This window comes from Acaryochloris sp. 'Moss Beach', from assembly GCF_021497025.1.
In the GTDB taxonomy this organism is placed as follows: domain Bacteria; phylum Cyanobacteriota; class Cyanobacteriia; order Thermosynechococcales; family Thermosynechococcaceae; genus Acaryochloris; species Acaryochloris marina_A.
On the sequence record NZ_CP071717.1, the window covers coordinates 3,591,532 to 3,605,986 of the forward strand.

Sequence of the window (14,455 nt, forward strand, 5' to 3'; positions counted from 1 at the left end):
ACAGATCTTCGCCTTCCCCTGCTCATAAAGCCTTGCACTGTAAAGAGCGGATGCGAGAGAACCAGATTTTGTTGTAGTGTTTCTTTTGAGCTTTTTTAGACGCAAAACACGGTTGTGGATCATGGCAGAGCAAGGGGACTGGCATCAACAACTCCCGTCCTTTATGGACTACCCCCTTGAGCCATCGCAATCCAATTTTGAGATAACTAATGCCTCGCCGCCAATGTGGATCAACCTGTTGGCGCAGCCCTTTAATGTGAACAGCCATTCCTTGAGTCGTGCTGAATAGCAGTGCCACAGCAGCAACCAGATAAAGCCTCTCTAATGCATCAGCACAGCGAATTTTCGACTCTTCTAGCTCAAACACTCCAGACTTACTATCGAGAAATAATTCTTCGACCCGAAACCTCAAAGCGTATTGCCACAAGGTCTGTAGCGTGGGTGATTCATCTGTAATCACCGCCCATGGTTCTTTCACTCCTCGGATATTAGCCAACACCAGATTGCACCGATAGATGCCATCTTCCCAAAGACCGACATTGCGGTAGAGGAGGGCTTCGCCTTTGGATGGCCACAATTGTCGGACTTCTCTTGGACATTGACGTGGACCATGGAGAAGGACATCACAAGGGACACGCAGACAGTAATGCCAATGGCTCTGTTGTAACCAGCTCATCAGTTGATGGTTCGCAAACCCACGATCTGCTAACACCATGACATCTGGATGCTGCCGCAATAACCAACGGGCCTGGCGCAATAACGGTTGATATTCCTCAAAAGCGACAGCTGCACTCTTGTGCTCTAATACTTTCCACAACAATGGTACTGCTCTGCCACAGCAGACGACGGATAGATGAATCATGCAATATTCATTCCATAACACCGTTGTATCCATTGCCAGGTATAGACGATGAGAGTGCCAGTTCTTAAGGGCTAGCAGGACTAGAGGTACATATAGCTTGTTAATATCAATGCGTTGATTGGCTATAAATCGTTGCCACCGACGCTCGACACTTTGGGCTTTTCTGGCTCGGCAGGGAACATAGGATTCCCAGGCAGATAAGCTTAAGCGTTCACTACAGATTAAGGCGCTTACCATCCAGCCCAGAGCAATGAGATGGCGCAAATCTCGATAATGGCTGTGTTGACGTAAAAAGGAAAACAGTTGACGATAAATTTGGGTGGGGCCTGACATTTGAATAACGCTGATTTGTGATTAAATCTAGCCTCACATGTCTCTCCACTCTTTTCTCATAAACTATGTAAATAAAGGCTTTGACCTACTTCTGTCAGGCAATCAGATTATCGGCTCTTAAGAATTTAAAATCCCTTGATTTGCGTGATAACCCCATTACTGACTTTCGACCATTGGGTGATTTGCCTGAGGGGGCGACATGAAGGCTACAACCCAGCACAGACAAGCTCCATCGCTCTCATCCCCCGTTGATACTCAGGTAGCTTATTGGGAGAGAGTTTCATTAGCTCATCCACCAATCGAGCCAGAACTCCATCCCCCGTTATGGCCCACAGATGAGCAGATAGTCCGACTCGGAATGCACTATGACGCTTGTTCGGTGAAGTGGTGGATTCGGGTCTAGTAATATAGCGCTGTAGTCCTTTTTGCTTGAGATTTTGCCCTTGCAGTGCCGCACTGGTATAGGCAATGGCAATCACAATAACGATAGCCACCAACCGTTCTTGCATGGCTTGAGAGCCTTCGAGACAATAGCCTCCTTGCTTGAAGTCCCGAAACATTTCTTCGATAGAGAAGCGTTTTTTGGTAGCTGACGATAGCACTATTGAGGTCACAGAAGTTGGTGAGAATAAACCATGCTTCATCAGGTGCAAAGCCCTGATACCGTCGTTTCCACTTGGCTGCTACATTGAAAGTTCCAAAGCCTTTAGCCTGAGTGACGCGCACATCATTGAGAAATAGCTTTTGACCTGGGACAAGGCCAAACTGTTGGAGTTGTTGAGTAAACTGCTGGGCCAGAGCCACTTCGGTATTGCGCTTGAGTCGCAGACAAAAGTAGACCTTCTGTTGGCCTAACCACTGCCCCAGCTTGACGGAACAAAACTCTCGGTCACCGAGGATGACCAGACGATAGGCTGATAAATGGCGGATAACTTTGCTTAAAACAGCGGTTTGCTCGTCATAATTGCTGCTGCCCTTTTTGCAGAGGGCTTCACACCATACGGGAATAGCGCGATGTTGCCAGACCACGCTGACCATCAATAGATTAATCACTCCCCAACTCGTACGGTCGATGACGACATAAAGCTGGGAGCCTTGAGGATACTGCTGGCTCAGCCACAGCTTAACCAGCGGTAGCCAAAGCGTTTCAAGCTCAAGGGTCGGTAAGGATAAGAACCGTTGGATTTTTTTCGGCGACTGTCAAAAAGAATCGGCAGTGGCAGCCCTTCTGCTAGCGTCTCGATTTTGACGCAGCGAAGTGTTTGTAATAGATGAACGAGGATCTCTAGGAGAAGATACTGGGCAGGAGACAGTTGACGGCGTAAATGAGGTTGGTATAGTGGCAATATCATTGTCAATAAGGTGAGCTGGAGATACATCATTTGCAGCCCATCTTTTTTCTTATCTATCGGGTTATTGCACGAATAGCAAGAGGTTTACGGCGCATGTCGCCCCTTCAGGTGATTTGCCCAAGCTGAAGCAGCTCTATCTGGGAGATCTGTAAGACTCATGGGAGGTACCTGGGCGTGTATTTTCTCTGGAATGCCTGTGAGTCCAGTCTATGAGATGGTCTGAGACTCTTGAAACTGGCAGAAGCATGTGGTTTTCTTTGTGCCCTGAGACATGGAGTAAGGCTTGGAATGGGATTTTCTTTGATTGGCACCAGCGTTATATGGTGCGGCAGTGTGTGAAGGGCTGGAGGTATCGTTTGTCTTGATGAACTCTGAGGTTCTTTAAGTTGTCTTCCAGCATGCTTTTAGATGAGCTTCTAGATACAAACACATGATGGAGAATTTCTTTTTAAAATTATTTGTGCCAAATTGGCAACATGAGTTTATTCTTCTTTCTTATAGTAATTTCAGTAACGAGCTAAACAAGGTTTTTTCCCTTCAGCTGTAAGTAAGCTTGAAACCATTGATTCTATTGCTTAGATTTATTCGGTTGTATACCAGAGAAGTCTGCAGTAAGAATAGGTTTTAGCTTCTCTTTCAATCCTTTAGGAATGACCTGATAGAAGTCTAGGTTATATCTCTAGATTTTTTTATAAAAAAATAGCTCAATAAATAATAAGAGGAATAGATTGATGATTATCTCTGATCTAAATTATTTGGAAGAAGTTACCGAACAGCTTGATGAAGTTTCTGGTGGCCGCCACCCCCGTCGCCGTCCTATTGTTATTGTCCGTCCTATTATTATCCGCCCTCTCCGCAAAGCTAATGCAAATGCAACTGGCTTCGCCCTAGGGAATGGGCGTACATCTAGTGCGTATGTTAACAATGAAGCGGTAGCTGATGCCAATGCTGGTTTCTCCCAAGCTTCAGGGAGCGCTTCTGCTTCAGCCTCTAGCTGAATCTAAGCGAAATTTTGCGCAGGCTTTGACTACATGAAAGATATCATATGTGCTTATAGCACTTGAAATCTTGTCGGCAATCTAAATTCTGTGCTTTATTTCTTTTACCTAATGCCAACAAGAATAAAATTTCTTGTTGGCATAAAATCTATATTGTGAAGTTACTCTAGTAAGATCATTTTTTTAGTGCTAGTGAATTATCAAAATTATGGATAAATTATCATAATCCTAGAGGAAAATAACTATTTGCAAGCTTGGCTTTAGTTATCTATAATTCGAGAATTGATGTTAGTTGTAGATAGATGTTAAACAACTTTTAATATTAAAGTTTGAGAGTAAAAGTTTATGAGTAGATCCAGACGAATTCTAAGAATTGCGAATAATGAGGGTTGTAGCTCTAATATTTCTTCTGCTTCAGCTACATCATCTGCCAATATTGATGGTGTTAGTAGTAGTAGTAGTGCCGTTGCTTCATCTTCAGAAGAAACAGAGATCAGTTCTTCTGAAGCCTTTAGCTTGGATGGTCAATCTAGCTATGCGAGTGCGTCTGCTAACACATCAAAAAAATTACTTTCCTAAAAATTTTACTAAGACTGATACTTCAGTCTCCTAGTTATATCTACTATGTTTAATGAGTCTGGGTGCTGCCTACTTTAGCAGTCATCATAATCTTAGGATGTAGACTGGAGAATTTTCCCATTTCTGTTTGATGCTCAATACCTATATTTACAACTGATATTGTAAGGTGAATAATTCTATTGAGCTATATTGCACATTTTCTTGAGGATTGAAGGCTTTTTATATTAATTGTTATTCTATAAGATCTTGTAGTATCAAATATAGATCTATATGATATTTTTTAGATATAGCTATTGAAATTAAAAATCGATATTATTTCTAAATTTATTGCTGAAAAAATGAAAGCAAAAATGATAATTTAATAGACTAATTTAAAGGTAATTACCTCAAGAATCTTTAAGAAATTGATTGCACTCTAGAAGAATTCACTATTTTTTACTTGTATAAGATAAGACATGGAATAAGTTCTTGTGTTCTTTTATCTATGTAGATCAAAATCATATTTTATATGGCCATTAAAATTTAGCCTGAGTACTTGATTAATAACCGTATTTGAAATGATATAGATCAGTGATTTATACTGCTTTTTTTAAGAAAATATAAACTAATTTCTGGAAGCCTACGAAGCTGTTTAAAAAAGTAGTATTGCTTTCTTAAGGAGTGATAATTACGTGAGATTTCTTACCAGTAAGCTGTTCTCGCGATCTTCAGGAAGAACTCCTAGAAGCCTTTCTAGTTTTAGATTTGATATCCTTATCACACCTTAAGAAAATAGTTCTGAAAAGGGCAGCCAGAACCTGAAATAAATATTTTTCATAGAAGATTAATTTTTTAAACAGCCTCTTAAGATATCAAGCTTGGTCTTGGATACTATTTTATTTTGAATCGATGAAGGATATCTGAGCAATTAACAATAGAAATATTCTTTGTCTTTGAATCTATATTTTTCATCTGTATTGATATATTTATTGCTGAGTATAGCTCTCGATATCCATAGGTTATAAATATTTATTTGCAAGAATTCTATTTATAAAGTTTTATGATTTTATTGAGATAAGTTTAGCTAAAGCTATCTAATGGAATTCATGTCATAGAAAATTCTGTAAATATTTTATTTTTTGAAATATTCACACGTTTGAAGATTATAATTGATGAAAATGAATTTATGAAGCATCTTTGTCTCTATAAGCTTTGAGTGAGATGAAGTATTAAAAAAGCTAGCATGCACTATATTTTTGAAGGAACTTAGTGCATGTCGGCAGCAGCTATAGTCGTTCAAAATTATGATTGAATGATTTTTTTATGAAATGTGTTTCCAAATAGTAATTTATCTCATTGAAACTCATGCAAAATTTAAACAGGTTGAACTTAAGAAGAATTAGATTCACAAATCGTGCTGATGTAATTGACCAAGGCATCACAATTTTTAACCCTAAAAACTCTATTGTCAAAACCCTAAAGGGAAGAGATTCACTTATAGGTACTTCTTCTCTTAATGGTGATTTTGGATTTGGGGTTTTGGGTGGGGTAAGAGCGAAGGATTTTGGCTCGCTTGCTACTTCTACTGAATTTGTGGCTAATTTTAAACTTCGTACTCAAGGCATTAACAATAAAGGCAGGATTGAGACTAACAGAGGGCGGGATGTAGTTAAAGGGACTGCTTCAGCCAACCTATTCGTTGCCACTGGTACAGTAGCAGAGGCGATAGCCGTTGTTAAATCTGTTGATACAAGCGTCATTACCGAAGTTTTGGCATCTCTTGGTATTGAGGCTAATGTTATTGGTATCAATAACTCTAAGGCAACAATTCGAACTGGTGGTGGAAATGATGCTGTAGATGGTCAAACAGAAGGAAGTATTGCTGCTTCGGCTACAGCTTCTGTAGATGCATCAGCAATTGTAGAAGCGATCGCTGATGCCCCTCTTTCTGATGAACTGATAGCTTTTGCCAATGCGATCTCTACTAGTTTAACGACTGCTTCTATATCTGCCACGGGTATCAAGAATAGGAAAGGCTTACTTGCAACTGGTAAAGGGAAGGATGCCATTAGCGCTATTGCAAAGACTAGTTCTAGTACTTTTGCCGGTACGTCTAGTTCTGCTTTTGCTAGTGCGTCCCCCAATAGTCAAGCATTAGCTATAGCCGTTGCTGAGGCGGTCGCAGAAGCTTCTGATATTGCGATCGCAATCGATAATACAGGCGGAAAAATTACCACAGGGAATGGGGCTGATACGATTATTGCCACTGCGGAAGCGACTGGTAAAGCCTTTGGAATTATCAACACTGGTGGTGTGATTAGTACTGGACAAGGGGCTGATCAGATTATTGTTCAGGCTACAGGGGAAGAAGCCTATGGTCTTTATGGTGGAAGAGTAAGTTTGGGTGCAGGAAAAGATTCATTAACCGGTACCTTTGGTGGCGGTGTGGTTGTCAATGCAGGGAGAGGCAACGACTTTATTGATGGTAGTGCTGGTGATTTTGGGAACGCCACATTAAGAGGTGGAAGAGGTCAAGACACCCTTAGTCTTGCGAGTAGACTTGCCGATTTTTCTGATATCAGTATTGGTGCAAATACTCAAGTTACATTCAATCTTGACGGTATGACACTCGTTACTACGGGATTTGAAGAATATATTTTAGCTGGCGAAACTTATACCCTCGCTGGGCTTGCAAGCAATCTACCATAATATTTCAAGCTAAATAGAGTAAGTGAGAACGCCAAAGATGTCGTTAGAAATGTCTTAGCCCTGACTGCCTGACATAAGTACCTCAAAGCCTTTAGATACGTAGCTTTTGGATGCTGAATAGCAGGGTGTATAAGGCTAGCTTTTTGGCATTGTTCACACGTCAAACGCAACCTAAACGTATTACCAACTCTCTTGCCTTAGGGGCAGCGTTGCTATTCTTACAGTGTAAACCCTTACGAAGAAAAGGCTTTCAGAGATGTGTCAGGCAGTCAGGTCTTAGCCTCTTTTACTTATATTCTCTGCTAGTAATCTTTTAATCTATTTTGGATAATTGGGTTTCAGCGTAACTGCCTATTCCTTTCAGATGGAAATACGGCAGAGCTTCCATTGATACTGGCGATAACTTAGTCATTGAATATCCTAGGGTGCTATTATCAATGGCACCCTAAAATCTAGTTTTGGAGTTTGATGAATAACGCTTTCCAAAAATTCATATCAATCAAATAATGAGTTATTTGATTGATATGAATTTCTTAAACTGGTTACTAAATATAGATTTCAGGTGATGATGCTTTCAGTAATCCTGAGAGAACTATCTTCTGATTCTTAAGCTCAAGAAAACTGATATTTGGATAGATTGGTACATGGTATAACCATGAGTAATTTAGCCTTACGCATGTTTGATAGCTATGAACAATTCTTATAAAGAAGATATATACTAGTATTTTGCAAAAAAAATAGAAAAAAATTTCTTATTTAATATCTCTTACTGAATGATGAATATAGACTTTCACGGGATTTCAATTGAGATAGCTGAGGTGCTAGAAACACTCAGGCAAAATATGAGTCTAGTGGAGGTCTGCGAGCAAACTCTTAAACAAAAAAATCATTCTTCAAACAGCTGATTCCCAAAATATTACTATTACACCTGAGGAAATTCAAAATGAAGTAGATGAAATTCGCCGTAATAAGCATTTGGAGAAGGCATCTGATACGATGGCCTGGCTTAACGAGCAAATGGTTACTCCAGATGAGTGGGAAATTGCAATTCAGGGTCACTTGCTTACGAAAAAAGTTGGCTACATATCTATTTGAAGAGAAAGTAGAATCTTACTTTGCTGAAAGGCGACTAAATTTTGATCGTTTTGTAATTTATCAAATTAGTGTTGACTGTCAAAAATTTGCTCAAGAATTATTTTATCAAATTGAAGAAGAAGAAATTAGTTTTTATGAAGCAGCTCATCTTTATGATCTTGATGAAAGAGCCTCGCTCTCTTTGCGGTTATACAGGTGAGACAAACCGCTTAAGTTTCTCTCCAGATATTGCTGCAGCTATTTTTCAAGATCCTTTACCAATAGGAGTTTTGCTAGGGCCAATTCAAACAGAAGAAGTGCATCATCTGGTAAGGATTGAAAAATATATACCTGCAGATTTAACGCCTATTGTAAGGCAAGAAATTCTCGATAGCTTATTTGAAGAATGGATTAGTAAAGAATTAAATTATATTATTAATATGCAACAATAAAAAACATAATGAATCACATAATCTAAAATACTAGAGCATTAAATATTTTTTATAATTCTAATTGTTGCTGAGCTAAGTAGAAATAAAGTCCTTGTTGTTGAATTAACTCTTCATGAGTGCCTTTCTCAACGAGAATCCCTTTATCTAGAACAATGATACAGTCAGCGTTGCGTACTGTTGAAAGTCGATGGGCAATAATAAAAGTTGTCCGTTCTCGTGCTAAACGCTTTAAATTTTCTTGAAATCTTCGTTCTGATTCAGTGTCAAGAGAGCTGGTTGCCTCATCGAAGATTAGTATAGGTGGCTTCTCAAGTAAAGCTCTGGCAATTGCAATTCTTTGTCTTTGTCCCCCCGAAAGATTAGTACCCCATTCACCTACTTTGGTACTATATCCGAGAGGAAAAGCCTGAATAAAAGCATGCGCTTCTGCAAGCTTAGCAGTGTCAATAGCTTGCTCTAGACTAAATTTGGGCTGGTGGAGTGTAATATTTTCTAGGATTGTTCCCGAGAATAAAAAACACTCTTGTGGTACTACTCCTAGTTGGGAGCGGAGCGATTTAAGTGATAAATGGTTGAGATCGTGTCCATCAATCCAAATTTGACCACTGGTCGGTTGGTATAGACCTTGAAGTAATTTGACTAAAGTACTTTTTCCTGAGCCACTACGTCCAACTATTGCCAAAGTTTGTCCTTTCTTGACTTCAAAAGAGATGTTTTGAAGAGCATTCCTCTCTTCTTCTGATTCGTAACGAAAACTGAGATTCTCAAATCGAATATTTCCTTCTATATTTGGTAGAGCTGTAGAAGATTTTTGTGATTTCTCCTCAGGTTGGTAATCAAAGATATCATTTAACTTTTCGACGGAAATTAAAACTTCTTGCAATTCATCCCATAGCCCTACAAGTGTAATGAAAGGACTAATAACATGGCCTTTCATCATGCTAAAAGCAACATATTGACCTATGGTTAGTTGATCTTGGATGACTAAAGTAGCCCCGTACCAAAGTAAAGCTGTTCCACCAATCGTATTAATTAAGCCACTGAGCACTCCTAAGTTAATGGCAAGTTTTTGGCCTTTGAATTGTATATTGAGCTGATGGGTTAATTTATCTTCCCAACGCCAGCGGAATTCTTGTTCTACAGCGACAGATTTAACTGTGGATATACCCGATAGCATTTCGACTAACGTAGAGTTCTCATCCGCTGTAGCATTAAACTCTTCACGAGAAATCTTACGAAGTAAAGGTGTTGAAACCAAGGTTAGAATTATAATAGGAGGGATAATTGCTAATACTAAAACTGTGAGCTGCCAGTTATAGTAAAGCATCAAACATAAATAGATAATTCCAGTCACTAAATCTAGCCAAGATAGCAATACCTGCCCGATTAGAAATTGTTGAATCTTTTCATTTTCCTGAACCCGCGTAATGATGTCGCCTACTCTGCGCGATTCAAAAAATTTAATCGGTAAATTGAGAGTATGCCTAATCAAGCCGCTAATCAATGTTAGATCTAGTCGATTAGCAAAGTAGTTTAGTAAATATGTACGAACGGCACTTAATCCCATCCCTGCAATGCCAAACAGCAGAGCTCCAACAATCATGACATTGAGTGTCGTTTGGCTTTTGCTGACTACAATCTGATCCAGTATTATTTGGGTGAATAGAGGTGAAATAATACCAAAAATCTGAATCAAAATTGAAGCAAGAATAATCTGTAGCCCTAAAGTGCGATAGGGCAATAGTAGATTGAAGAATCTAACTAAAGATCGCTTTTCCCCGGGGACTGTATATAGTTGCTCTGTAGGATCAAGGAGAAGCGCAAAACCTGTCCAACTCGCTACAAATTTTCGGCGTGATATCCGGTATTTGCCTTTAGCTGGATCAGCAACTAGAACCTGATCTCCTTTAATCCAGTAAACAACAATAAAGTGATCCCCTTCCCAATGTGCAATCCAAGGATTGGTTTGATCCACTAAACGATTTAAACTTGCCCGTACGGGGCGGGCATGGTAACCAAGGGATTCTGCAGTACTAGCTAAATTCTTTAAAGAAGTACCTGATCGCCATACACCAGTTATTTCTCTCAACCAGCTAATACTAAAACGCTTGCCCCAGTACTGGCTAATCATCGCCAAACAAGCAACCCCACAGTCCGAAGAACTTTGCTGCTCGATAAACGGATAAGCTTTCCATAAAGTTCGGCGAGGTTTTAGCGGTTTAGGAAAATCAACCTGTTGTAGATTATCTACATTCTCTGCAGCGGGGAATTGCTTTGTCTGATCCTTGATTTTCCTCGGTGGGGTGGAACGAACTAGATTTCGCTTCCAGGATTTAGTTCGGTCAGTGTTGTAAATTTTTTGAGGATTAGAATTTGAGTTTGTGGTGGGTGATTGATGACTTTCTTGAACTAGCAATGTCAGTTGAGGAGCAATGGCTGTGGCAGCTTCCCAATCTTCTTGAGGAAGTTGATATATGAGTAGCTCAGTTTTGCTAAAGCTATTGATTTCAGTAGTTTCTGGATAACCCCAAGTGAAGCCAGGATGGGAGCTTTGATCTTGGATTTGACCTTGCTGTAGCCAAAAACGACCCAGTTTGGCAGGGGCTAAATTGGCAACAGCTTTACCTGGGAGAATTTTCTTCTCAACCACATATGAACAAAATTGCTCTAATTTATGGGTAGGTAGCCTATTTAAGTTTGTAAGAGTTTTAAAGAAAATTAAGCATTGTCGAGCTTGAATAGTCTCAGCTAAATGGTGTTGTAATTTTGGCAACTGCGCTAGAAAAGGGTGTAGTACTTGAAAGGAGATCTTTGCAATCTTTACTTCACTAGCAGCAAAAGCTTGGTAAGGTAAACTAGCTTCGCGATAGTTAGAGTCGCCTCCAAAAAAACTACCCTCTTGCAATAATTGAATGGATGAATTTTGATGTTCTTCAGAGTTAGTGCTTACAAGCCTAATTCTTCCCTGAATTATAATATATAGGTCTTGGTAATCATTGGCTGGAGTTGAGGCTTCGTGGATATTATGAATAATATCTCCAAGCTGCAGTTCAATTGCTTCGAATTTTTTTGCATAACTCACTGATAACAGTATTTGAGTCTGAGATGTCACATATTGTAGATAAAAAGCTAGGTAGCTTAGGCAGTTGATCTGAGGCTTGAAAATGATGGTTCTTGTCTGGGATACTTAAGTTATCCATCTTGGCTCTTATTTTTTATTATTCAGTTTTATTTGTGCTAATAATTTTGTTTTTTTGGTCATTTTGTTCCATAGGAAAAGATAGTTTTTCCCTAGCCAGTTATTGCTTCCTCCACCAGTCACTTGTGTTGATGTTTCTCGAACATCCTCTAAGTATTCGAGGTCTTGCAAGTATCTCGATGAGTTTGACTGAGATATTAGTGAACTAGGCTCAAATTCTGTACAGCTTGCTTTATCTTGAGATATTTGATAACCCAGCATGCTTTCTTTTTTGATTAATCTGTTGTAAGTGCGATAAGGAATATAGTGTAGTGGGTTATATCCCACAAACCGCAGCATTAAGACGCAGGCCCAGGAATACTTTCCCATTAGTATGGCTTCAATCACTTGATTGAATTGTTCATAAGTGATTTGCTTGTCAAAATCAGCGCCAGAGTGAGTTGATAAGTTATGGTTCATTTTTTAAATCTCATTAGTTGATAAATCGGCTTTGTAATTGAAATTTTATGATCCTACAGATACTTATTCCTAGAGAAGTAATTCAATTTTATGATGTATTTTTGATAGAGTATTGATTCTTTCATCTTATTTTTTCTGCTTAACCGATGGTTTTTTTGAAGTGTATTTATTTTTTTGTGAAAAAGTAGATTTTGAGCTAATGAAAAAAAGTTTTATTTTTGTGGTAGGTTGGAATGATTCGCTTTAATAGTTTTTACCTTAATTGATAGATTGGTTGTTTGTGTTTTATAGATTAAAACGAAATGTAATCGAGATCTATTCAGTATCAAGATATGATCGAAAAAGAAGATTTATCTTGTTCGTTATTATAGAGACTAAAGGATTTAAGCAATACTAATTTTTCGTATTGCCGTTCTTTAACTGTTTTATTGGATCTAATAAAACGTCTATAACACGACGCTGACGAATAATAATATTGGCTGTTGCTGATTGGCCAGGTCTGAATTTGATTTTCTTATTGTTGTCTACGATGTGATTCCGCTCTAATTCAACTTCAACTTGATAAACATTTCCTAGGGTCTGATCAGATTTTGAGTCTGCCGAAATTGATGTTACCTTGCCTGGAATCACTCCGTAATCTTGATATGAATAGGCATCAAATTTGACTTTTGCAGGTTGATTCTTTTTGATAAATCCTGCTTCTTTATTCGGTAATACTGCAGAAATTACTAAAGGAGTGTTGTGAGGTGCAATTTCAGCTACGGTTTGACCTGAATTTACTACCTTACCTTTATTCTTTAAATTGAAGGATAAAACAATGCCATCAATTGGTGCTTTAAGAAGTTTTTGGTCTAGGGTAGCTTTGGCTTTGAGTATTAGATTTTTTGTTTCAGATACTCTAGTTTTATTCTGAGTAGTTTCTAGTTTGAGCTGGTCAATTTTTTGGTATGCTTCTAGCTTTAATCGCGTTCTTTCTGCTTTATTCCGATTTAAATCTGCTTGTAGTTGCTCAACCCGTTGATAAGCCGAATATATCTCTCCTTGATCTTGTGTCATTTTTGCCGCGAGCGTTCGCATCGATTGCTCATTTTGAAAGATCTGCTGGCTGACACTAGTAATGTCTTGTAATTTACTTTCTGTTATCTGATTCTGAACTTGACTAAGGTTTTGATTTGCTTGGAAGACCAATTCACTAGAGATGGCACCTTGCTTTTCCAAAGATTTTAACTTCTTCACGCGACCTTGATTTGATTTGAGATCTAGCTCTAGTTGCTTAACTCGAGATTTTGATAAGTTTGACAAGAGCTTTAAGCGTTTATGCCTGGCATTGTACGCATTGAGTTCTTGCTTTTGCTGTATTAGTAACTGAAGCAAAGTTTCTGCCTTGTCTTCAGCTGATTTAATAGCAGACTCTTGACCTAAATTCTCTGATGTAGCAATTCGTTGATGAGTTTGAGCTTCTAAGTAGACTTTATTGAGAAGAGATTGTTTTTGCTTCAGTTCTTGTTGGTAGTCAGATAGCATTTGTTCCAATCGTCTGACTTCTTTTTTATCTATAGAAGTATCTAGTTCAGCGATTATCTGTCCAGCGGTAACTATTTCTCCTTCTTTAACCGCAATTCGACTGACTTTACCTATTGCAATAGACTCAACCTTATATGTCTCACCTTTCGGAACTAGCTTCCCTTTTGCTGTACCTATATCTTCTATTTTTCCCAGCCAAGCCCATCCGAGAAAAGCCAGCAAAAATACCATGCCGCCCACAATGATTCGAAGAGGCATCTCTGCTGGAGGCTGGTCTAGTAGTGATTGTAGAGATGAAGACCAATCGATGATGTCATTGTTTTTGTATTCAAAATTGTGGATATTAGGCTGATTTAAGCTTGAGCTTTGATCGATTTTGTTACCTAATTCTTGATCAGAAATAGTCAAACCTTTGCCCCCCAAAACCTTTTTTATGAAAAAATAGCTCTGCTGCCAAGCAGATATTTCATCAAAATGTACTTATTTTAGTCTGAAGATGATTTAAATCTATGAAAAAATTTAACAGTTTCTTTGGATCTTTGTTGTTGGATATTTGTTCATAGAATAGCACTCAAAAAAAATTTTAAAAACTGTAATTTAAGTAGAGTAAGTTAGAAGATTGCTGCTTCTAACTTACTCCTTAAGTGTTTGTTTAAAGACACATCGTGACTAAAGAAGAAAACCTTTATAGACTTTATTCTTTTATCACTAGTGTTTGAGAAATTGTTATCCGCTTTAGGATATAAATTGTTAGACAGCACTATCTGACAATCCTATATTTTTCCGTATAAGTCTCAGAAAATCTATAAGCACTGCCACGTTTAATGTTGAGGCTGATATCTCTATATTAGTTAGAGTTAATGCATGCTCTAGTACTCTCTAGATAATTTGTATGGATAATATCCTCTAAATGCTTAAATCTCATTCAAAAAAAC

Annotated in this window: 12 protein-coding genes; 5 read left to right on the top strand and 7 right to left on the bottom strand. The window is 38.5% G+C overall.

The features are described from left to right. Window positions 1-22: 22 nt before the first annotated feature. The 4 genes from HRE53_RS16965 to HRE53_RS16980 form a co-directional block, all read right to left on the bottom strand. Window positions 23-1,195 (bottom strand): transposase, encoded by a 1,173-nt coding sequence (locus HRE53_RS16965; RefSeq protein WP_235107286.1) that lies wholly within the window; start codon window positions 1,193-1,195, stop codon window positions 23-25. 206 nt (window positions 1,196-1,401) lie between these two features. After that, window positions 1,402-1,689, bottom strand: a complete 288-nt coding sequence (locus HRE53_RS16970) for a hypothetical protein (protein WP_235107287.1) — start codon at window positions 1,687-1,689, stop codon at window positions 1,402-1,404. Further along, window positions 1,595-2,248, bottom strand: a complete 654-nt coding sequence (locus HRE53_RS16975; RefSeq protein WP_235107288.1) for a hypothetical protein — start codon at window positions 2,246-2,248, stop codon at window positions 1,595-1,597. The genes HRE53_RS16970 and HRE53_RS16975 overlap by 95 nt, the downstream gene beginning before the upstream one ends. Window positions 2,249-2,307: 59 nt before the next feature. Continuing rightward, window positions 2,308-2,547: a transposase gene (locus HRE53_RS16980; protein WP_235107289.1), complete on the bottom strand. Its 240-nt coding sequence runs from the start codon at window positions 2,545-2,547 to the stop codon at window positions 2,308-2,310. A 755-nt stretch (window positions 2,548-3,302) separates the two neighbouring features. On the opposite strand from HRE53_RS16980, the gene HRE53_RS16985 reads away from it, so the two are divergent. The 5 genes from HRE53_RS16985 (at window position 3,303) to HRE53_RS17005 (ending at window position 8,338) form a co-directional block, all read left to right on the top strand. Beyond that, window positions 3,303-3,545, top strand: a complete 243-nt coding sequence (locus tag HRE53_RS16985) for a hypothetical protein (RefSeq protein WP_235107290.1) — start codon at window positions 3,303-3,305, stop codon at window positions 3,543-3,545. A 345-nt stretch (window positions 3,546-3,890) separates the two neighbouring features. Further along, entirely contained in the window at window positions 3,891-4,124 is a 234-nt protein-coding gene (locus HRE53_RS16990; RefSeq protein ID WP_235107291.1) for a hypothetical protein, read from the top strand. A gap of 1,344 nt (window positions 4,125-5,468) precedes the next feature. Beyond that, complete coding sequence (locus HRE53_RS16995; protein WP_235107292.1) at window positions 5,469-6,812, top strand: hypothetical protein; 1,344 nt, start codon at window positions 5,469-5,471, stop codon at window positions 6,810-6,812. Between the two features lie 1,075 nt (window positions 6,813-7,887). Beyond that, a complete protein-coding gene (locus HRE53_RS17000) occupies window positions 7,888-8,106 on the top strand; it encodes a hypothetical protein (protein WP_235107293.1) in 219 nt (72 codons plus the stop codon). After that, entirely contained in the window at window positions 8,069-8,338 is a 270-nt protein-coding gene (locus HRE53_RS17005) for a peptidylprolyl isomerase (RefSeq protein ID WP_235107294.1), read from the top strand. Before HRE53_RS17000 ends, HRE53_RS17005 begins: the two co-directional genes overlap by 38 nt. A gap of 49 nt (window positions 8,339-8,387) precedes the next feature. Here HRE53_RS17005 and HRE53_RS17010 read toward each other — a convergent pair whose 3' ends face one another. From HRE53_RS17010 to HRE53_RS17020, 3 genes are all read right to left on the bottom strand, one after another. Further along, a complete protein-coding gene (locus HRE53_RS17010; protein ID WP_235107295.1) occupies window positions 8,388-11,420 on the bottom strand; it encodes an ABC transporter transmembrane domain-containing protein in 3,033 nt (1,010 codons plus the stop codon). 126 nt (window positions 11,421-11,546) lie between these two features. Beyond that, window positions 11,547-11,996, bottom strand: a complete 450-nt coding sequence (locus tag HRE53_RS17015) for a HetP family heterocyst commitment protein (protein ID WP_235107296.1) — start codon at window positions 11,994-11,996, stop codon at window positions 11,547-11,549. Between the two features lie 393 nt (window positions 11,997-12,389). Continuing rightward, window positions 12,390-13,928 (bottom strand): HlyD family efflux transporter periplasmic adaptor subunit, encoded by a 1,539-nt coding sequence (locus HRE53_RS17020; RefSeq protein WP_235107297.1) that lies wholly within the window; start codon window positions 13,926-13,928, stop codon window positions 12,390-12,392. Window positions 13,929-14,455 lie beyond the last annotated feature (527 nt).